General features: G+C 71.1%; 16 protein-coding genes and 1 tRNA gene. 8 read left to right on the top strand and 9 right to left on the bottom strand.

What is annotated here, in order from left to right; all coding sequences use genetic code 11:
* Positions 1-4: 4 nt before the first annotated feature.
* The 5 genes from ACFVGS_RS04495 to ACFVGS_RS04475 form a co-directional block, all read right to left on the bottom strand.
* Positions 5-793 (bottom strand): GntR family transcriptional regulator, encoded by a 789-nt coding sequence (locus tag ACFVGS_RS04495; protein WP_385690299.1) that lies wholly within the window; start codon positions 791-793, stop codon positions 5-7.
* 237 nt (positions 794-1,030) lie between these two features.
* Complete coding sequence (locus ACFVGS_RS04490) at positions 1,031-5,041, bottom strand: AAA family ATPase (protein WP_385690296.1); 4,011 nt, start codon at positions 5,039-5,041, stop codon at positions 1,031-1,033.
* A 522-nt stretch (positions 5,042-5,563) separates the two neighbouring features.
* A tRNA-Pro gene (locus tag ACFVGS_RS04485) sits at positions 5,564-5,637 on the bottom strand.
* Between the two features lie 38 nt (positions 5,638-5,675).
* Positions 5,676-6,356 carry a Pr6Pr family membrane protein gene (locus ACFVGS_RS04480; RefSeq protein WP_385690293.1) on the bottom strand — a complete coding sequence of 227 codons (681 nt, stop codon included), beginning with the start codon at positions 6,354-6,356 and terminating at the stop codon, positions 5,676-5,678.
* Between the two features lie 49 nt (positions 6,357-6,405).
* The gene (locus ACFVGS_RS04475; RefSeq protein ID WP_384408828.1) at positions 6,406-7,344 is read right to left on the bottom strand and encodes a metallophosphoesterase; all 939 of its coding nucleotides are present in this window, start codon (positions 7,342-7,344) and stop codon (positions 6,406-6,408) included.
* Between the two features lie 95 nt (positions 7,345-7,439).
* Here ACFVGS_RS04475 and ACFVGS_RS04470 point away from each other — a divergent pair, with 95 nt between their 5' ends.
* Complete coding sequence (locus ACFVGS_RS04470) at positions 7,440-7,904, top strand: GatB/YqeY domain-containing protein (RefSeq protein ID WP_384408826.1); 465 nt, start codon at positions 7,440-7,442, stop codon at positions 7,902-7,904.
* Between the two features lie 122 nt (positions 7,905-8,026).
* Here the strand turns inward: ACFVGS_RS04470 and ACFVGS_RS04465 are convergent, their stop codons facing one another.
* Positions 8,027-10,267 (bottom strand): transglycosylase domain-containing protein, encoded by a 2,241-nt coding sequence (locus ACFVGS_RS04465; RefSeq protein WP_384408824.1) that lies wholly within the window; start codon positions 10,265-10,267, stop codon positions 8,027-8,029.
* A 361-nt stretch (positions 10,268-10,628) separates the two neighbouring features.
* On the opposite strand from ACFVGS_RS04465, the gene ACFVGS_RS04460 reads away from it, so the two are divergent.
* Positions 10,629-10,973, top strand: a complete 345-nt coding sequence (locus tag ACFVGS_RS04460) for a WhiB family transcriptional regulator (RefSeq protein ID WP_046910200.1) — start codon at positions 10,629-10,631, stop codon at positions 10,971-10,973.
* A 114-nt stretch (positions 10,974-11,087) separates the two neighbouring features.
* On the opposite strand, the gene ACFVGS_RS04455 is transcribed toward ACFVGS_RS04460, so the two are convergent.
* Positions 11,088-12,563 carry an ArsA family ATPase gene (locus tag ACFVGS_RS04455; protein WP_385690622.1) on the bottom strand — a complete coding sequence of 492 codons (1,476 nt, stop codon included), beginning with the start codon at positions 12,561-12,563 and terminating at the stop codon, positions 11,088-11,090.
* A 71-nt stretch (positions 12,564-12,634) separates the two neighbouring features.
* Positions 12,635-13,597: an ArsA family ATPase gene (locus ACFVGS_RS04450; protein ID WP_385690288.1), complete on the bottom strand. Its 963-nt coding sequence runs from the start codon at positions 13,595-13,597 to the stop codon at positions 12,635-12,637.
* A gap of 115 nt (positions 13,598-13,712) precedes the next feature.
* Here ACFVGS_RS04450 and ACFVGS_RS04445 point away from each other — a divergent pair, with 115 nt between their 5' ends.
* The 5 genes from ACFVGS_RS04445 (at position 13,713) to ACFVGS_RS04425 (ending at position 17,230) form a co-directional block, all read left to right on the top strand.
* Positions 13,713-13,874 (top strand): DUF4177 domain-containing protein, encoded by a 162-nt coding sequence (locus tag ACFVGS_RS04445; protein ID WP_005314434.1) that lies wholly within the window; start codon positions 13,713-13,715, stop codon positions 13,872-13,874.
* A complete protein-coding gene (locus tag ACFVGS_RS04440) occupies positions 13,871-14,347 on the top strand; it encodes a RidA family protein (RefSeq protein WP_265865233.1) in 477 nt (158 codons plus the stop codon). Before ACFVGS_RS04445 ends, ACFVGS_RS04440 begins: the two co-directional genes overlap by 4 nt.
* A 200-nt stretch (positions 14,348-14,547) precedes the next feature.
* Positions 14,548-15,438 (top strand): NUDIX hydrolase, encoded by an 891-nt coding sequence (locus ACFVGS_RS04435; protein ID WP_384408820.1) that lies wholly within the window; start codon positions 14,548-14,550, stop codon positions 15,436-15,438.
* A complete protein-coding gene (locus tag ACFVGS_RS04430) occupies positions 15,435-16,265 on the top strand; it encodes an MBL fold metallo-hydrolase (protein ID WP_384408818.1) in 831 nt (276 codons plus the stop codon). The genes ACFVGS_RS04435 and ACFVGS_RS04430 overlap by 4 nt, the downstream gene beginning before the upstream one ends.
* Before the next feature lie 80 nt (positions 16,266-16,345).
* A complete protein-coding gene (locus tag ACFVGS_RS04425; RefSeq protein WP_384408816.1) occupies positions 16,346-17,230 on the top strand; it encodes a prohibitin family protein in 885 nt (294 codons plus the stop codon).
* A gap of 155 nt (positions 17,231-17,385) precedes the next feature.
* On the opposite strand, the gene ACFVGS_RS04420 is transcribed toward ACFVGS_RS04425, so the two are convergent.
* Positions 17,386-18,060: a Crp/Fnr family transcriptional regulator gene (locus tag ACFVGS_RS04420; protein ID WP_046910193.1), complete on the bottom strand. Its 675-nt coding sequence runs from the start codon at positions 18,058-18,060 to the stop codon at positions 17,386-17,388.
* A gap of 228 nt (positions 18,061-18,288) precedes the next feature.
* On the opposite strand from ACFVGS_RS04420, the gene nth reads away from it, so the two are divergent.
* Positions 18,289-19,317 carry an endonuclease III gene (gene nth, locus ACFVGS_RS04415; protein WP_385690282.1) on the top strand — a complete coding sequence of 343 codons (1,029 nt, stop codon included), beginning with the start codon at positions 18,289-18,291 and terminating at the stop codon, positions 19,315-19,317.
* Positions 19,318-19,377 lie beyond the last annotated feature (60 nt).

The raw sequence follows: 19,377 nt of genomic DNA, 5'->3' as shown, positions 1-19,377 counted from the left end.
GCACTCACCACCTTTCCAGGGGAGTGGTGAAGAGCATTTCCGTGCGGTCGCCGGGCAGCGTGACGTCGGAGATCTCCACGGCGCGGTTGTCGATGTCGTACGAGGTCTTCCGGAGGACGATGACCGAGGTCCCCGGCGGGAGTTCCAGCTCCTCGGCCTCTTCGGGCGTCGGCGGACGGGCGGTGATCCGCTCCTCGATGCGGTCCAGTTCGATGCCGATCGTCAGCAGCTGGTTCTGGGTGCCGCCGGGCCAGGGCTCGTTGTTCTCGTCCAGGAGGGCGGGGTTCACGGCGACCATGTCGCGCACGAGGTACGAGCTCACGAGGGCGAAGGGCGCGGTCTCGACCGCGTACCGCGTGCGGTAGATCCGCTCGACCAGGGCCGTGCCCTCGGCGACGTCGAAGGCCTCGGCGAGGAACTTGTCCGCCTTGGCCTCCCCGTAGGAGGCGTGGAAGACGAGGTCGTTCACCTGGAGGCCGGTGTCGTGCTCCGTGGCACCGGTCTGCAGACGCTCCTGCTCCGTCTCCAGCGCCCGGTCCTTCTCCCACTGGTGGCGCAGGTTCGTGCGGAGCACGCGCGTACGGGGGCGACGGACGAAATTGCCGCGGCCGTGCTGCTTCTCGATCAGCCCCTCGTCCTGCAGGAGGCGGAGTGCCTCCCGGACCGTCGGGACGCTCTTCCGGTGCTGGTCCGCCAGGGCCGTCTCGGCCGGCAGGCGGTCTCCTGGAACCAGCTGACCTGCGCGGATGGCCTCTCTCAGCTCATCGGCGATCTTCTCGTACGCCTTCGCCATCTGGTACTCACCGTTCCAGTTCGAGGTACGCCGCCAGCATACGACTCCTCAAGAGGTCTTGACGACCGGAGGCGCGTCCGTCATGGCCCTCCGAACAGAACGGAAAGAGCCCGACCGCTGGCGACGGGGGATGCACCAGCGATCGGGCTGTTTCCCCACAGTAACAAGGCACTTGTACCGCCGGAACCGCATGCTCGGACCCGCGGGTGCGTTGTGAGCGGGATCACCCGGGTCGGTTTACTGATCACACGGGGGCTCGTACGAGAGGCGGGGGAGATATTCGGCCCATTTCTCGCGGGTCAGAATGCCGCGAGTGGTCGAGCAGACGTGACGCACGGCCTCGCCGACGTCCAGGTTCCACAGGCGGACGGTATCGGTGCCGCTCGATACCCCGAGCATCGTGCTCTTGGGGCTGAAGGACAGGAAGTTGCCCGTCTTGGCGTTGGGACTCATCGACTGACCGATGGGAGCGGCCGCGGAGGGGACGGAGACGTTCCAGATCCGGACCGTGTTGTCGTTGCCACCGCTCGCCAGCGTGCGACCGCCCCGACTGAACGTCAGCGACACGACCGCCTCGGTGTGACCGGTGAGGGTGGCGACCGCACGGGCCGCCTTGGGGGCGCCGGTGACGTCCCAGAGCCGGACCGTGTTGTCATCGCTTCCGCTCGCCAGCGTGTGGCCGTCCGGGCTGTACGCGAGCGCGTTGACGGGACCCAGGTGGCCCGTCAGGGGCGATCCCAGTCGGGTGATGTGCCGGGGATCGGCCACGTTCCAGAGCCGGATCGTGTCATCCGCGCTGCCGCTGGCGAGAGTTCGGCCGTCCGGACTGAAGGCGAGGGCGTTGACGTAGCCGCCGTGGCCCGCGAGCGGCCTGCCGAGCGGAACGAGCCGGGACGGATCGCCGGCGTCCCACAGCTGGATGGTGCGGTCGTCGTAGGCGGTGGCCAGCATGCGCCCGTCCGGGCTGAACGCCAGCGCACCGGGGCCCGCGAAGCGTGTCCGCAGCGTGACGGGCGGCCCGTAGCGCACCGGCCGGGCCGGGGCGGCGATGTTCCACAGCTGCACCGCGCGGTTCCCGGTGAACACCGCGAGCGTGTGGCCGTCGGGGGAGAGCACCAGCGCACGCGTGGCTCCCTCACCGGGCACGAACGGCCTGCCCAGCAGCACCGGCGCGTGGGGAGTGTCCACGTTCCACAGCCGGACCCTTCCGTCGCGCGCGGCCGTGGCGAGCACCCGCCCGTCCGGGCGGAACGTCCCGATGCGGCCGATCATGTCCGAGGTCGGCAGCGACCACAGGCGGACCTTGTTGTCGCCGCTCCCCGTGGCGAGGGTCCGGCCGTCGGGGCTGAAGCCCAGGGCGTACATCTCGCCGCTGCTCCCGGAGAGGGGTTCGCCGACCTGTGACGGGTACGCGGGATCACTCACGTTCCACAGGCTTGCCCTGCTGTCCGCGCTGCCGGCGGCGAGCATGGCCCCGTTCGGGCTGAACGCCACGGACCACACGGGACCGGTGTGGCCGGTGAGCGGCGTGCCGACGGCAGTCGCATGGCGTGGGTCGGCCACGTTCCAGAGCCGGACGGTGTCGTCCGAGCTGCCGCTGGCGAGCGTCCGGCCGTCGGGGCTGAAGGCGACGGAGTGCACCGTGTCCGTGTGGCCGGTCAGCGGCGCGCCGACGGGCAGCGGGCGACGGGGATCGGCGACGTCCCACACCCGGATCGTGGCGTCGTCGCCACCCGCGGCCAGCGTTCTGCCGTCAGGTGCGAACGCCACGGACCGCACGGCGGCCGTGTGGCCGGGCAGGGCACCGAGCGGCCCCGGCCGGCGCGGGTCGGCCACGTTCCACAGGCGGACCCGGTGGTCGTCGTGGGCCGAGGCCAGCGTGCGTCCGTCCGGGCTGAAGGCGAGCAGGTAGATCGCGCCGCCCCGGCCGGCCAGGGGCGTGCCGATCGGCTGCGGGCTGCGGGGATCCCGTACGTCCCACAGGCGGATCGTGCCGTCGTCCGAAGCGCTGGCGAGGGTGCGGCCGTCCGGGCTGAAGACCGCGGTGCTCACCCAACTGGTGTGGCCGGTGAGGGGCCTGCCCAGTGGTTCGGGGCGCGTCGGGTCCGTCACGTCCCACAGCCGGACGGTCCGGTCGTAGCTGGCGGTCGCGAGTGTCCGCCCGTCCGGGCTGAACGAGGTGAGGTAGACGGCGCCGGTGTGGCCGAGCAGAGGGGTGGCCAGCGGGGCGTTCACGATCGAGATCAACCGGTTGCGCGTGCCCTCGTCGTCCGGGCGCAGGCGGTGCGCCACGAGGTCGAGCTGAGCGGACAACGACGGATCTGTGTACTGGACGCGGTCCGCTTCGGCGAGCACCTGCTCGAACACGGCGTCGTTCCGCTGCTGCCACGCGACCACCGACGAACCGACGGCCAGGACCACCAGGGCGACCAGAGCCGCCACCGCACAACGCCCGATCCGGACCGTGCGCTTGCGCAGCCTGACCGAGGCCGCGAGGAACTCCACCGCGCCGCGGGTCAGGGCGAGGTCGCCGGCCGTCTCCGCCCAGGCGTGAGCGTGTTCGAGACGGGAACCCCGGTAGAGCAGCGACGTGTCGCGGTGCGAGCTCTCCCAGGCCCTGCTGTCGTCCTCCAGCTGCTGACGCAGCAGGTTGCCGTTCCTGTCCTCGTCGATCCACTCGCGCAGCCGCGGCCAGGCGTGGAGCAGCGCTTCGTGCGTGATCTCCACCGTGTCCGCGTCGAGCGTCACCAGGCGGGCGCGCACCAGCGCTTCGAGCGACTCGTCCGTCTTGCCGGGGTCCGTCGACTCCTCCGCCAGCTGGCGGCGCGTCCCTCGCCGCCGGGTGGCCGGGGTGTCCTCGCCGAGCCGGACCAGTCGGAGCAGGAGCAGCCGTGCGGCCGAGCGTGCCGCCGGGTCGAGGCTGGACCACGCGCGCTCGGCGGTCGCCGCCACGGCTCCCTGGATTCCTCCGGACGCGCGGTAGCCGGCCAGGGTCAGCCTTCCCGCCTTCCGCCGCTGCCAGGTGGCGAGCAGGGCGTGGGAGAGCAGCGGCAGGACTCCCGCGTCGTGCGCCCCGCGGGGTCCGTCGGTGCTCACTTCGCGGACGATGAGCTCCGCCAGCCCGGGCTCGAGTTCCAGACCGACGGCCTTGGCCGGCCCGGTCACCGCCCCGCGCAGTTCCGCGGTGGTCAGCGGCCCGAGCACCATGTGCCGGTGCTGCAGCGCGTCGGCCAGCTCGGGATAGCCGAGGCAGTGCTCGTAGAAGTCGGCACGTATGCCGAGGACGACGAGCGCGGGGGCCGGGGCGCCGGGTCCGTCGGGCGAGCAGATGGCGTGGAGCAGCCGGATGAAGGTACGCCTGTTCGTCTCGTCCGAGCAGAGGGTGAACGTCTCCTCGAACTGGTCCACGATGACGACCGGACGGCCGGGGGCTGACGTCTCGCGTCGCGCCCACGCCGTGACGGCCTCCCTCGCCGCTCGCGCGAAGGGCGTGGTGGCGGCAGCCTCCTCCTCTGCCGGGTCGTCCGCCGCGGGGACGACCCGTGCGAGGTCGGGGATCCGGCGGACCAGCTCGGCGAGGGGATCGGCTCCCGGTACGAGGTGCAGGACCTCCCGCGCCTGGTGGTTCTCGTCTCCCGGCGCGCCGTTCCTGAGCGAGGGCACCAGGCCGGCGTTCAGCAGGGAGGACTTGCCCGCCCCTGAAGCACCCACGAGGACGACCAGGCCGCCCGTCTTCTCCGCCGCGCGGAGCTGGGCGACGAGGGCGTCCGTGCTCCGCTCCCGGCCGAAGAACCACTGGGCGTGCTGCGGGCGGTACGCGGCGAGTCCCAGGTACGGGCAGACGCCGCCGGGGACGGCCGGCGCGGCGGCCGGGGGCCGCTCCTCCTCCGCCGCGGACGAGGCGGTGCGCTCGCCGACGGGGTCGGTCACCGCGCGCTCCCACAGGCGCTGCCACTGCGCGAGGTCGTACAGCCCGGCCGACACGGGCACGGGCCGCGAACGCCGGGCCTGGGGGATCAGTACGTGCAGCACGGCCGCGAGGGCGGCGAACTGGGCGGGCACGTTCCTGGCACGCCGCCAGTCGCTGATCCGCTGGGCGGACACCCGCACCAGCCGTCCTCGTTCGTCGACCCGCTGCAGCTGGGCGACCGCCTCGGCCACCCGCTTGAGGGGCGGGTTGCCGGCCTCCTTGTACAGCAGAGCGAGGCGCTCCGCGAAGGCCGTGCGTGCCTCCGAGTCGGAACTCAAGGCCTCTACCCCTTACTTCCCCCGCCCCCGGACATCCGGACCGGAAAACTCACCCTATAGGTCTGACCTGCTGTTATGGCCTTGCCGCGAGGCCGGAGCCTCCCCGGCGGGAGCCAGAACTGACAGGATCACGAGCAGCAGCGAACCAGCCGCGCGTCTCCCGAACAGGGCACCAGTTCAGCGCTCCCCGAGGCAACTCATGACGAGCGTGTTCTTGGTCGCTTCCGCGCCGCCAGTCTTCGGTCCGCGCGGTATCCGCACGGATCGACGCCGCACGCATCGTCCGGTACCGGTCCGCACGCGGGGAGGGACCGGTACCGGACGACGCGGTGGGGAGAGCGTGATCTCCACCGCGCGACTGCGGAAACCGCCTCCTGAAACCACCCCGGGGCAACGGCCCCGGCACACCCGGAAGCACCCCGCAAAACCGCAGCACCTGGCCGCAGACCCACAGCACCCGGAAACCACTCAGGGGCCCGACCCGCTCTCGCGGATCAGGCCCCTGATCTGGTCTTACAGCTGTCGGGGTGGCGGGATTTGAACCCACGACCTCTTCGTCCCGAACGAAGCGCGCTGCCAAGCTGCGCTACACCCCGATGTCGCTGCTCTGTTCTTCACGTCGCGGCGACATCGATTACTTTAGCCCACCCGCGCCCAGAGACGAAATCCGGTTTTCGCGGCCCGCCACCGCAGGTCGGAAGCGGTCCACGGTGACCAGCGCGAGGGCCAGGGCGTAGAAGGCGAGGCCGAGGACCAGGGCGTTGGTGAGGACGCCCGGGTAGCCGTGGGCGGTGACGTCGAGGAACGGGTACGTGTAGCGGGTCGGGGTGTCGGGGGAGACCAGCGCGCCGCGGGCCAGGGCGAAGCCCAGGTAGGCGCCGGGCGCCGCGAGCCACTGGGCGGCGTGGCGCCACCGGAGGGCGCCCGGGCGGGTGAGCAGGAGCCAGTCGAGGACCACGCCGAGCGGGGTCACGCTGTGGAGGAGCTGGTTGGCGACCGCCCTGGCGCCGGTGAGGCGGGCGATCTCGGCGGCCTGGTCGAACTCGCTCGCCGGGTTGTCCAGGACCAGGTGGAAGACCAGCCCGACCACGGAGATGCAGAGCAGCACCCCGCCCGTCCAGACCGGTGCCAGGGGCGGCTGCCGCCGCCAGGCCCGTACGGCACCCAGGCCGAGGACGACGGCGACGGCGGTGTTCGACCAGATCGTGAAGAAGCTGAAGACGACGAGAGGGTTCCCCTCGACGCACTCGATCACGATGCCCGTCGCCGCGGCCAGGGCGATCAGCGCGCGGAAGAGAGAGGTGGCGTACGGCATGGGGGCACCGTACGTGAGCACTCCGGGCCGGGCGCCGGGGTTCGAGCGGTCAGGTGCGGGCCGTCAGGGTGAGGAGGGTCGCCTCCGGCGGGCAGGCGAAGCGGACCGGCGTGTAGCGGTTGGTGCCGCAGCCGGCCGAGACGTGCAGGTAGGAGGTGCGGTCGGCGACGGTGTGGGTGGACAGGCCCTTCACCCGGTCGGTGTCCAGGTCGCAGTTGGTGACCAGGGCGCCGTAGAAGGGGATGCACAGCTGCCCGCCGTGCGTGTGTCCGGCCAGGATCAGCTCGTAGCCGTCCGCCGTGAACGCGTCCAGGGACCGCAGGTACGGCGCGTGGACCACGCCCATCGAGAAGTCCGCGTCCTGGTCGGGGCCGCCGGCCACCCGCTCGTAACGGTCCCGCTTGATGTGCGGGTCGTCGACGCCGGTGAAGGCGAGGTCGAGGCCGGGCAGCTTCAGCCGGCCGCGGGTGTTGGTCAGGTTCACCCAGCCCGCCGCGTCGAAGGCGTCCCGCATGCCTTCCCAGGGGTTGTGGACGGCGCCGACCACCGGCGGGTTGCCGTTGAGGCCGTGCCGGCCCTGCACCTTCTCCTTCAGATAGCGGGCGGGGTTGCGCAGTCGCGGCCCGTAGTAGTCGTTGGAGCCGAAGACGTACACGCCGGGGAACTCCATCAGCGGCCCCAGCGCGTCCAGGACCTCCGGCACCGCCTCCGTGTCGGAGAGGTTGTCACCGGTGTTCACGACGAAGTCCGGGCGCAGCCCGGCGAGGGACTGCAGCCAGGCCCGCTTCTTGCGCTGGCCGCTGACCATGTGGATGTCGGAGACCTGGAGGACCCGCAGATCACGCATGCCCCGGGGGAGCACCGGGATGGTCACCCGGCGCAGCCGGAAGGAGCGGGCCTCGAAGCCCGCCGCGTAGACGATGCCGGCCGCTGCCGTCGCCGTGAGGCCTGCCGTGATCTTCAGGGGGATCCCGTACCGTGCGCGCATCCCCTTATCGTCGCAGACCCGTCGAGCGGCTTCGTGGACACGGCGGTCGGAAATGCGCGGGCGGTACGGGCCCGGCACCTGCCACACTTGTGCGCATGACCACGCTCAAGGCCAGGCTTCAGGACGACCTCAACGCCGCGATCAAGGAACGCGACGAGCTGCGCTCCTCGACCCTGCGGCTGACCATCGCCGCCGTCACGAAGGAGGAGGTCGCGGGCAAGACGAAGCGCGAGCTCTCCGACGACGAGGTGCAGAAGGTGATCGCCAAGGAGGCGAAGAAGCGCCGCGAGGCCGCGGACGCCTTCGCCCAGGGCGGTCGCGCCGAGCAGGCCGAACGCGAGCGGGCCGAGGGCGAGATCCTGGACGCGTACCTGCCGAAGCAGCTGAGCGACGAGGAGCTGGAGGCCGTCGTGGCCGCCGCCGTCGAGGAGGCGAAGGCCGCCGGTGCGGAGGGCCCGCGTGCGATGGGCGCCGTCATGAAGATCGTCAATCCGAAGGTCGCCGGGCAGGCGGAGGGCGGCCGCGTCGCCGCCGCCGTGAAGAAGCTCCTCGCCGGCTGATCCGCCCGCGCACGGCACGCGCGCAGTCACACACGAAGGCGCCCCTCCCGATCGGATCGGGAGGGGCGCCTTCGCCGTACCAGTACGCGTGCGGGTACTACCGCCTACCGGCGGACCACCGGCTATCCGTTCCGGCCGCCGTTTCCGTTGCCGGGCCTGCCCGCCGTACCGCCGATCAGGTCCGGCGGGAGGGTGATCCCGCCCGGGAGCGTGGTGCCCGGGTTCGGCCCGCCCGGCTTGTTGTCGTCGCCGGGGCGCTTGTCCTTGTCCTTGTCCTTGTCACCGGGCTGCGCGCCGCGCGGCACGTGGATCGGGACGAAGGACGGGGTCTCACCGGCGTCGAGCGCGCCGGTCATCGCGATCCGCCAGATCGGGCCGGGGAGGCAGCCACCGCAGACCTTGTCGTAGTACTGGCCGCCGATGGTGATGTCGTACATCGACTTCTTCTCGCCGACGTCGTCACCGACCCACACCGCCGTGGACAGGTTCGGCGTGTAGCCGACGAACCAGGCGTCCTTGCGGTCGTTGGTCGTACCCGTCTTGCCCGCGTTGTCACGGTCGCTCAGACCGGCCTTGGTACCGGTGCCGTCCTCGACGACGCCCTTCAGCATCTGGTTGACGGTGTCGGCGGTCCGCTCGCTCATCGCCTTGGAGCACTCGGTCTGCGGGACCTTCAGCTTCTCGCCGCCCGCCGTCGTGATCGACTCGATGGCGACGGGCGTGCAGTACGTGCCGCGGTTGGCGAAGGTCGCGTAGACCGAGGCCATGTCGAGCGGGGTGGCCTCCTGGCCGCCGAGGGTGATGGAGGGAAGCTCCTTCAGCTTCTTGCCGAGCTCCCGCTCGTACCCCATCTTCTGGGCCATGTTGACGGTCTCGCAGAGACCGGCCATCTGCTCGAGCTGCGCGAAGTAGGTGTTGATGGACTTTCCGAGCGCGCTGGTCATGTCCCAGGTGCCGGCCTCGGACTGCATCTCGTTCTGCAGGTCCCAGTTGCCGCCGCCGGACGGACCGCCGGCGCAGGTGGTGTACGAGTTCATCGGCACCGAGATCTTCCACGGCGTCGTGAACGACTGCGCCGGGCTGAGGCCCTTCTCCAGTGCCGCGGCGGCCGTGATCGGCTTGAAGGTCGAGCCGACCTGGAAGCCGTAGGTCGTGCCGCCCATCTTCTTGCCGACGGAGAGGTTGAGCGTCGTCTGGTGGAGCTTCTGGTCGAGGCCGTACGGGCGGGACTGACCCATCGAGAGGATCTTGCCGCTGCCGGGCTGGACCTGCACCACCGCGGCGGCGACCGGGTCGTCCTTGTCGACCTTGGCGATGGCGGCCTCGTTGGCGGCGGCCTGGGCGCGCGGGTCGAGGGTGGTCCGGACGGTCAGGCCGCCCAGGTTCCACAGCTTCTGGCGCTCCTCGGCGGTCTTGCCGAAGACCGGGTCGTTGAGGATCGTCTTGCGGACGTAGTCGCAGAAGAAGCCGGCGCCGTCGACGGCGGTGATGCAGCCGTTCTTCGGCGACTTCACCTTCAGCTTGATCGGGGTGGCCTTCGCCTTGTCGGCCTCCGCCTGGCTGATGTCCTTCACGTCGGCCATGCGCTGGAGGACGGTGTTGCGGCGCTTGGTCGCCTCCTGGATGTCGTTCACCGGGTCGTAGCGGCTCGGCGACTGCACGAGGCCGGCCATCATGGCGGCCTCGGGGAGGGTGAGGTCGGCGGCGGGCTTGGAGAAGTAGCGCTGCGAGGCGGCCTCGATGCCGTAGGCCTGCTGCCCGAAGAACGTGATGTTGAGGTAGTTCTCCAGGATCTTCTTCTTGCCCAGCTCCTCCTCGACCTGGATGGCGAACTTCAGCTCGCGCACCTTGCGGCCCATGGTCTGCTGGGTGGCCTGGGCGACCTTCTCGGGGTCGTCGCCGGCCTCCTCGACGAAGACGTTCTTCACGTACTGCTGGGTGAGCGTGGACGCGCCCTGCGCGACCCCGCCCGACTGCGCGTTGCGGTTGATGGCGCGCAGCACGCCCTTGAGGTCGATCGCGCCGTGCTCGTAGAAGCGCGAGTCCTCGATCGCGACGATCGCCTTCTGCATGTACGGGGAGATCTTGTCCAGCGGCACGACCTTCCGGTCGCGCGAGTACACGGTGGCGATGTGGCCGCCCTCTGAGTCGAGGATCGTGGTGCGCTGACTCAGCGGCGGCGTCTTCAGGTTGGACGGGATCTCGTCGAACCCCTCGACCGTGCCCTTCGCCGCCAGCCCCACCACCCCGGCCGCGGGCAGGGCGATGCCCGCCAGCACGGCTCCGGCGAGCACACTGACACCGAGGAACTTGGCGGCCTGCTGGGTCCCGGTCAGACCTCCGCCCGAGCGCTTCTTTGCCATGGGGGCAGCCTACGTTCTCATTCGCCGGACACACGTATATGCCTTGGCCTAAGCTGCTCCCAACTGTCACAGCAGTGTGGTCCGGCATCAAGACCCGTGCGTGACGTAGGTGTGAATTCCCGCGTCCCCGAAGCGCGGTGGCTTCATGCCTGAATCGGGCTCATGTCCGGTATGGCCGTGATGTCCTGGCGTCACTCCCCTGGGTGATCTGACGCGTACGCATAGTCCGTTCGGGCCATTCAAGATTGGGCCCGAAGGGGGTGTTGCGCTGTCCCCGCCTTCCGTAACGTCCCAACTGGCAGCGGTGAATATGCCGCTACCGCCGTGGGGGAGCCTCGATTCGGGAGAGGACGGCGCCGGTATGGGCTGGGTAGCTGACTGGAGTGCGCAGGCGGCCTGCCGCACTACCGATCCGGATGAACTTTTCGTGCAGGGCGCGGCGCAGAACAGGGCGAAGGCGGTGTGCACCGGATGTCCGGTGCGGACCGAATGTCTTGCCGACGCCCTCGACAACCGCGTGGAATTCGGCGTGTGGGGCGGTATGACGGAGCGCGAGCGGCGCGCCCTGCTGCGCCGCCGGCCGACCGTCACCTCGTGGCGCCGGCTCCTGGAGACCGCGCGCACGGAGTACGAGCGGGGAGCGGGCCTGCTGCCCGTGGCGATGGACGACGACGCGACGTACGAGACGTACGCGGCGGTGGGCTAGCCCGCCGCCTGACCGCGCACCGCTTGCGCACCGCCCGCTTGGCCACCGCGTGAGCACCGCGTGCCTCCGCCGACAGGCGGGGCGACCTGTACGGCCGGCCGGCCGACGGGTCGGCTACGGCATGCGGCCGAGCGCGAGTCGGTCACCGATGGCCCGCAGCCCGTCGAGGTCGTGCACATCGCCGGGCAGGGCGGCCACCTCGGCGACCGCCACCTCGGGGTGGAGCGCGGTGAAGCGGTCGCGCGTGCGCTGCTCACGCGCGAGCACCTGCATCCGCTCGGCATGGAGCCGGAGCAGACCGGCGGTGAGTTCCTTCACGTCGGCGTCGGGTGCGGCCGCGTCCTGTGCGTCATTGCCGGGCGCGCCGATGTCCGTTGCGTCCGTGTCCGTTGCGGCGGTGTCCGGCATGTCTGGGGTGGGCATGTCCGTGTTCGGCGGATCCGTGTCCGACAGATCCGGGTTCGGCGGATCTGTGTCCGGCAGATCGGTCTCCGAATCCCTGCCGGCTGTGGGGGCAGCCGGGGAATCGGCTCGTGCGGTGGCGGCGCTGGCGGCGGTGGCGAGGTCTGACGGCTCGGGAGAAGTGGCACGGGAGCCACGCCCAGCAGTCTTCCCGCCCTCCTGATCCACAATGCGACCCTCGTCAAGATTTTCCGCGGCGGCCCGCGCCCGCTCGGCCGACAGCCGGGCGGCACCGCTGCCGTGCACCCGGTTGAGGACGAGCCCCGCCAGCGGCATGTCCTCCGCGGCCAGCCGCTCCACGAAGTACGCCGCCTCGCGCAGCGCGTCCCGCTCCGGCGTCGCGACCACGAGGAAGGCCGTGCCCGGAGCCTGCAGCAGCTTGTACGTGGCGTCCGCGCGGGTCCGGAAACCGCCGAACATGGTGTCCATCGCCGCCACGAACGTCTGCACGTCCTTGAGGAACTGACCACCGAGCAGCTTCCCCAGCGTCCCCGTCATCATCGACATGCCGACGTTGAGGAACTTCATCCCCGCCCGGCCGCCCACCTTGGCCGGTGCCATCAGCAGCTTGATGAACTTGCCGTCGAGGAACGAGCCGAGCCGCTTCGGCGCGTCCAGGAAGTCGAGCGCCGACCGGGACGGCGGCGTGTCGACCACGATCAGGTCCCATTCGTCCCGGGCCCGGAGCTGGCCCAGCTTCTCCATCGCCATGTACTCCTGCGTACCGGCGAAACCGGCCGACAGTGACTGGTAGAACGGGTTCTCCAGGATCGCCCGGGCCCGGTCGGCGTCCGCGTGCGCCTCGACGATCTCGTCGAAGGTCCGCTTCATGTCGAGCATCATCGCGTGCAGCTCGCCGCCGTCGCAGCCCTTGATGCCGTCCACCTTGCGCGGCACGTTGTCGAGCGAGTCGATGCCCATCGACTGCGCCAGCCGGCGCGCCGGATCGATCGTCAGGACCACGACCCGCCGGCCGCGCTCCGCCGCGCGCACGCCGAGGGCGGCCGCCGTCGTCGTCTTGCCGACGCCGCCCGCGCCGCAGCACACGATGATGCGGGTGGCCGGGTCGTCGATCAGCGGGTCGAGCTCCAGACCGGGCGCCGTGTCCAGACCGGCCGCGGTGTCCAGACCGGGCGCCGTGTCGAGACCGGTCGAGGCCGCGGTCTCCTTCGCCGCGGCCTCCCTCGTCGCGTTCTCCGTCACGCGCCCACCCCTTGCCTCCGCAGCTCCTTCGCCAGCCGGTAGAGGCCGGCGATGTCCGCACCGTCCCCCAGGAAGGGGAGTTCGAACGTCGGGACCCCGATCCCGTTCAGCGCCTCGCGCTGGGCCCGCTCCAGCTCCACCCGCTGGGCGTGCTCCGCGGCCTGCTCCAGGAGCGGCTCGACCAGCTTCGAGCCGCCCTTGATCCCGACGGACGCCAGCGTCCCGGCGATGGCCTGCCGGTGGTCGCCGGAGGCGGCCCGTACCGCCGCCTCGTCGAGGACGTGCGGGCGCACCATGTTCACGATGGCGCGGCCCACCGGCAGTTCGGCGTCACGCAGCTCCGCGATGCCGTCGGCGGTCTCCTGGACGGGCATCTCCTCCAGGAGCGTCACCAGATGGACCGCGGTGTCCGGCGACTTCAGGAAGCGCATGATCGCCTGGGCCTGATTGTGTATCGGGCCGATCCTCGCCAGGCCCGCCACCTCGTCGTTGACGTTGAGGAAGCGGGTGATGCGGCCGGTCGGCGGCGCGTCCATCACCACGTAGTCATAGGTGAATCCGCCGTGCTTCTCACGCCGGCGCACGGCCTCGCAGGCCTTCCCGGTCAGCAGGACGTCCCTGACGCCCGGGGCTATGGTCGTCGCGAAGTCGATCGCGCCGAGCTTCTTCAGGGCCCGGCCCGCGCTGCCCAGTTTGTAGAACATCTGGAGGTAGTCGAGGAGGGCGCGCTCGGCGTCGATCGCCAGGGCGAACACCTCGCCGCCACCCGGTGCGACGGCGATCTTCCGCTCCTCGTACGGCAGCGCCTCCGTCTCGAAGAGCTGCGCGATGCCCTGCCGGCCCTCCACCTCGACGAGGAGAGTCCGCTTGCCCTCGGTCGCGAGGGCGAGCGCGAGTGCGGCGGCGACCGTCGTCTTACCGGTACCGCCCTTGCCGCTGACGACCTGGAGCCTGCTCACGCCTTCGAGCCTAACCACTGGCGGCCCGGACCAATCAGAGGGCCGCCCCGGACGCGTCCCTGAATGAGCCCCCTACGGGAACGGGGCGCTTCGCGACAGCGGCTACAGTCGCCTCATGACCAAGTGGGAGTACGCGACTGTGCCGCTGCTGGTGCACGCGACGAAGCAGATTCTTGACACCTGGGGCGAGGACGGCTGGGAGCTCGTCCAGGTCGTGCCCGGGCCGAACAACCCCGAGCAGCTCGTGGCCTACCTGAAGCGGGAGAAGTCCTCGTGAGCGGGGCCGGAGCCGTCGAGGCGAAGATCGCCGAGCTGGGCCTGACCCTGCCCGAGGTCGTCCCGCCGATCGCGGCCTACCAGCCGGCCGTGCAGTCCGGCGTGTACGTCTACACCTCGGGCCAGCTCCCGATGGTGGCGGGCAAGCTGCCGGTGACCGGCAAGGTCGGCGCCGAGGTGACGGCCGAGGAGGCCAAGGAGCTCGCCGCCACCTGCGCGCTCAACGCGCTCGCGGCCGTGAAGTCGGTCGCCGGTGACCTGGACCGGATCAAGCGGGTCGTGAAGGTCGTCGGCTTCGTCGCCTCCGCCCCCGACTTCACCGGCCAGCCGGGTGTCATCAACGGCGCCAGCGAGCTGCTCGGGGCCGTCCTCGGCGACAAGGGCGTGCACGCCCGCAGCGCCGTCGGCGTCACCGTCCTCCCGCTGGACGCGCCCGTCGAGGTCGAGGTCCAGGTGGAGCTCGAGTCCGCCTGAGCGCCGCGGGCCGGCAGGCCCTGACGCCGTAGAAGCACCGCGGCCACGCTTCGGCAGTGCTGTTGCCGCGCCGCGGCCACGCCTCGGGCCAGCAGCCGGCGCGCCGCGGAAGCGTCGTACGACAGCCGACGAGCCGGTTTCCTCCCACCCGGAGGGAGCCGGCTCTCGTGCATTTCGATGCTTGCGCATAGCATCCGGCCATGTCGAATGGTCAGTCGAACGGACAGTGGTACCCACCGGAGTGGCCCGACCGGATCCGCGCCCTCGCCGCCGGTGAGCTGGTCCCCGCGACGCCCAAGCGGGCCGCCACCGTGCTCCTTCTGAAGGACGGCGTGGACGGCCCCCTCGTCCACATGCTGCGCCGCCGCGCCTCCATGGCCTTCGCCGGCGGCGCGTACGCCTATCCCGGCGGTGGCGTCGACCCGCGCGACGAGCATCCCGTGCGCTGGGCGGGCCCCTCCCGGGAGGAGTGGGCCGACCGGCTCGGCCTCGCGGATCCGGCGCAGGCGCAGGCCGTCGTCTGCGCCGCCGTCCGCGAGACGTACGAGGAGGCGGGCGTCCTGCTCGCCGGCGAGACCGCGGACACGGTCGTCGGCGACACGACGGGTGACGACTGGGAGAAGGACCGGGCGGCGCTCGTCGCCCGGGAGCTGTCCTTCGCGGACTTCCTCGACCGCCGCGGGCTCGTGCTCCGCTCGGACCTGCTGGGCGCCTGGGCCCGCTGGATCACCCCCGAGTTCGAGCCCCGGCGCTACGACACCTGGTTCTTCGTCGCGGACCTCCCGGCCGGCCAGCGGACCCGCAACGCCTCCACCGAGGCCGACCGCACGGTCTGGATCCGCCCGGCGGACGCCGCGGCCGGGTACGACCGGGGCGAGCTGACGATGATGCCGCCCACCATCTCGACCCTGCGGGCGCTCGAACGGTACGGCAGCGCGGAGGAGGCCCTGGCCGCTGCGCGGGAACAGGACATGACCCCCGTACTCGCGCAGGCGCGCCTGGACGGTGAAAGGCTGGTCCTGAGCTGGCCGGGCCACGACGAGTTCACGAAGCACATCCCGACGGCGGGGCCGGAAGGAGGCACGGCATGAGCGACGCCGCAGCCCTTCCGGGGCAGCCGCGCGGGTCGGTGAGCTCCGGACCGGGCACCACGCGCGCGTACAACGTGCTCGCGCCGAACCCGTCCGCGATGACCCTGGACGGCACCAACACCTGGATCGTCGCCGAACCGGACTCCGACCTCGCCGTCGTCATCGATCCCGGGCCGCTCGACGAGGGGCACCTGCGCAACGTCGTGGCGACCGCCGAGAAGCTCGGCAAGCGGATCGGGCTCACCCTGCTCACCCACGGCCATCCGGACCACGCCGAGGGCGCGGCGCGGTTCGCCGAGCTGACGCGGACCGCGGTGCGGGCACTCGACCCGGCGCTCCGGCTCGGCGACGAGGGGCTCGCGGCCGGCGACGTGATCACCACCGGCGGGCTCGAGCTCCGGGTGGTGCCCACGCCCGGGCACACCTCCGACTCGCTCTCGTTCCACCTGCCGGCCGACCGGGCGGTGCTGACCGGGGACACGATCCTCGGGCGCGGCACGACGATCGTGGCCCACCCCGACGGGCGGCTCGGCGAGTACCTGGACTCGCTGCGGCGGCTGCGTTCGCTCACCACCGACGACGGGGTCCACACCGTCCTGCCGGGGCACGGGCCGGTCCTCGAGGACGCCCAGGGCGCCGTCGAGTTCTACCTGGCGCACCGCGCGAACCGGCTCGCGCAGGTCGAGACGGCCGTCGAGAACGGCTACCGGACCGCCCCGGAGGTCGTGGCCCACGTGTACGCGGACGTGGACCGCTCGCTCTGGCCGGCCGCGGAGCTCTCCGTCCGGGCGCAGCTGGACTACCTGAAGGAACGCGGCCTGATCTGAGCGCGACCCCGGGAACCTTAAGCCTCCCCCGTGTGTCTTACGCTCCGCTTACATCTGGCCGTAGCTCTCGGGGGGATCCCGTGTTCGTCATAGCAATCCTGCTGGTCATCGCGGCAGCGGTGTTGTACTTCGTCGGCCGCGCGAACGACACCCGCGGCCTCAAGCTCGGCGCCCTCGGCGCCCTGCTCGCCGGCGTGTTCTCACTGATCGTGAGCATGACGTACGTGATCAGCGCGTACGAGGTCGGCGTCCCGGTCGCCTTCGGCAAGGTCGGCTCGCCGATGAACTCCGGCATGCACGTCAAGTCGCCGTTCACCAACGTCACGACCTTCTCCACCCGCCCCGTCGACCTCAACCTCTCCGACAAGGACGTGGTCGAGGTTCGCTCCTCGCAGGGCGGCGTCATGTACGCCGAGGTCACCGTGAAGTGGGCGGTGCACCCGTCCAAGGCGGTCGAGCTCTACAAGCTGGCCGGCAGCGAGGACGCCATCCAGCAGCGGCTCGTCTACCCGGACAGCCGCGAGATCGTCCGCAACGTCTTCGCCCGCTACACGAGCGAGCAGGGCTACGCCTCCGACCGCGAGAAGATCAACGCCGAGATCGCCGGCCTCATCAAGGAGCGTCTCGCCCCGCGCGGCATCGACGTCACCACCGTCAACCTGCGCAACGTGAAGCCCTCGGACGCCCTGCAGGGCCAGATCGACCGCAAGATCCAGCAGCAGCAGGCCACCGAGCGGGCCCTGGAGGCCTCCCGCACGGCCAAGGCGGAGGCCGACCGGCGCCGCATCGAGGCGGAGGGCATCGCCCGCGCCAACAAGATCCTCAACGACTCGCTGACCGACAAGGTCCTCATGAACCAGTGCATCGAGGCGTACAAGGAGGCCGCGGCGAAGAACCCGGTCTACGCGGTGCCCTGCGGCAGCGGCGGCTCGAACCCGCTGATCGTGGACGGCTCGAAGCGCTGATCCGGCGCTGATCCCGGGCTGGTCCCGGCCGAGAACGCGGAAGGGGGCCGCCCGGTCGAACCGGGCGGCCCCCTTCTCGTACGTACGGTCTGCCGGCGTACGCGGTGATGCTCAGGGTCTGTCGGCCTTCGGCCTGCCGGCGTACGCGGTGATGCTCAGCGCGAGCGCTTCGCGAGGCGCTCCACGTCCAGCAGGATCACGGCGCGGGCCTCCAGGCGCAGCCAGCCGCGCTGGGCGAAGTCGGCGAGCGCCTTGTTGACCGTCTCGCGGGAGGCGCCGACCAACTGGGCCAGCTCTTCCTGGGTGAGGTCGTGGACGACGTGGATGCCCTCCTCCGACTGCACGCCGAAGCGGCGGGACAGGTCGAGGAGCGCGCGGGCGACACGGCCCGGGACGTCGGAGAAGACCAGGTCGGACATCTGGTCGTTGGTCTTGCGCAGGCGGCGGGCGACGGCGCGGAGCAGGGCGCTGGCCACCTCCGGGCGGGCGTTCAGCCACGGCTGGAGGTCGCCGTGGCCCAGGCCGAGCAGCTTGACCTCGGTCAGCGCGGTCGCGGTGGCGGTGCGCGGGCCCGGGTCGAAGAGGGACAGCTCACCGATCAGCTCGCCGGGGCCGAGGACCGCCAGCATGTTCTCGCGGCCGTCGGGCGAGGTGCGGTGCAGCTTCACCTTGCCCTCGGTGACCACGTAGAGCCGGTCGCCCGGATCGCCCTCGTGGAAGAGCGCGTCGCCTCGGGCAAGCGTCGCCTCACTCATCGAGGCGCGCAGCTCAGCGGCCTGCTCGTCGTCGAGCGCCGCGAACAGCGGGGCGCGCCGCAGAACGTCGTCCACGAGTTCTCTCCTATGTCGACCTCAGTGCGATCAATCACAACAAGTTTGACTCACCGGACGGCCTTTCCGTACGTCAGGGGCCCGATTGGGTCGTGATCGGGTCCGGACGGGGCGGATGTCGGCGGCGGCCCCTAGGCTGGCCGGGTGTCCAACTCGCCGGTGAGAGCACAGGCCAAGGGGGCTGGAAGAGTGCGGGACGAAGTGAATTCCGCTGTGGGCGAACACGGTGTGTCGAAACAGACGAAAGCGACGAAACGCCCCCTGACGGGGGAGATCGGGACGCAGAGCGCGGGCCCTGGGACGGCGGCGCCGAAGCCGGCCGCCGCGAAGAAGGCCGCCGCCAAGAAGACCGCAGCCAAAACCGCCTCCAAGAAGACCGCCGCCAAGAGCGCAGTCCCCGCGAAGGCCGCCTCTGAGAAGGCCGTCTCCGCGAAGGCCTCCTCCAAGAAGGCCGTCTCTGCGAAGGCCGCCCCCAGGAAGGCCGCCAAGCCCGAGTCGCATCTCGCCATGGTCCGGCGGGCCCGCAAGATCAACCGCGAGCTCGCCGACGTCTATCCGTACGCCCACCCCGAGCTCGACTTCCGCAACCCCTTCGAGCTCCTGGTCGCCACGGTCCTCTCGGCCCAGACCACGGACCTGCGGGTCAACCAGACCACGCCCGCCCTCTTCGCGAAGTACCCGACCCCGGAGGACCTGGCCGCGGCCGTCCCCGAGGAGGTCGAGGAGCTGATCCGGCCGACCGGCTTCTTCCGCGCCAAGACCAAGTCGATCATGGGCTTGGCCACCGCCCTCCGGGACGAATTCGGCGGCGAGGTGCCCGGCCGCCTGGAAGACCTGGTCAAGCTGCCCGGCGTGGGCCGCAAGACGGCCTTCGTCGTCCTCGGCAACGCCTTCGGAGTGCCGGGCATCACCGTCGACACCCACTTCATGCGGCTGGCCCGCCGCTGGAAGTGGACCGAGTCCGACGACCCGGTGAAGATCGAGGCGGAGGTCGCCGAGATCTTCCCCAAGAGCGACTGGACGATGCTCTCGCACCGGGTGATCTTCCACGGCCGGCGCATCTGCCACGCCCGTAAACCGGCGTGCGGCGCCTGCCCGATCACCCACCTCTGCCCGGCGTACGGCGAAGGCGAGACCGACCCCGAGAAGGCGAAGAAGCTCCTGAAGTACGAGAAGGGCGGCTTCCCCGGGCAGCGGCTCAATCCGCCGCCCGACTACCCCGGCCGTCCCGCGCCGCCGCTGGGCGCCACGTCCTGAGGGAACGATCCGAGACTCCGACCGCGTTGTGAAACACGGGTGTGAAAGACGGGGGTGCCG

The sequence above is a fragment of the Streptomyces sp. NPDC127114 genome, from assembly GCF_042677525.1.
GTDB lineage: Bacteria > Actinomycetota > Actinomycetes > Streptomycetales > Streptomycetaceae > Streptomyces.
This window is presented reverse-complemented; position numbering and strand designations above follow the sequence as displayed.

Excerpts from the sequence above, each read along its gene's own strand:
- ACFVGS_RS04470 (WP_384408826.1), top strand. The coding sequence starts at position 7,440 with ATGACCACGCTCAAGGCCAGGCTTCAGGACGACCTCAACGCCGCGATC.
- ACFVGS_RS04445 (WP_005314434.1), top strand. The coding sequence starts at position 13,713 with ATGACCAAGTGGGAGTACGCGACTGTGCCGCTGCTGGTGCACGCGACG.
- ACFVGS_RS04460 (WP_046910200.1), top strand. The coding sequence starts at position 10,629 with ATGGGCTGGGTAGCTGACTGGAGTGCGCAGGCGGCCTGCCGCACTACC.
- ACFVGS_RS04465 (WP_384408824.1), bottom strand. The coding sequence starts at position 10,267 with ATGGCAAAGAAGCGCTCGGGCGGAGGTCTGACCGGGACCCAGCAGGCC.
- ACFVGS_RS04480 (WP_385690293.1), bottom strand. The coding sequence starts at position 6,356 with ATGCCGTACGCCACCTCTCTCTTCCGCGCGCTGATCGCCCTGGCCGCG.
- ACFVGS_RS04475 (WP_384408828.1), bottom strand. The coding sequence starts at position 7,344 with ATGCGCGCACGGTACGGGATCCCCCTGAAGATCACGGCAGGCCTCACG.
- ACFVGS_RS04430 (WP_384408818.1), top strand. The coding sequence starts at position 15,435 with ATGAGCGACGCCGCAGCCCTTCCGGGGCAGCCGCGCGGGTCGGTGAGC.
- ACFVGS_RS04495 (WP_385690299.1), bottom strand. The coding sequence starts at position 793 with ATGGCGAAGGCGTACGAGAAGATCGCCGATGAGCTGAGAGAGGCCATC.
- ACFVGS_RS04435 (WP_384408820.1), top strand. The coding sequence starts at position 14,548 with ATGTCGAATGGTCAGTCGAACGGACAGTGGTACCCACCGGAGTGGCCC.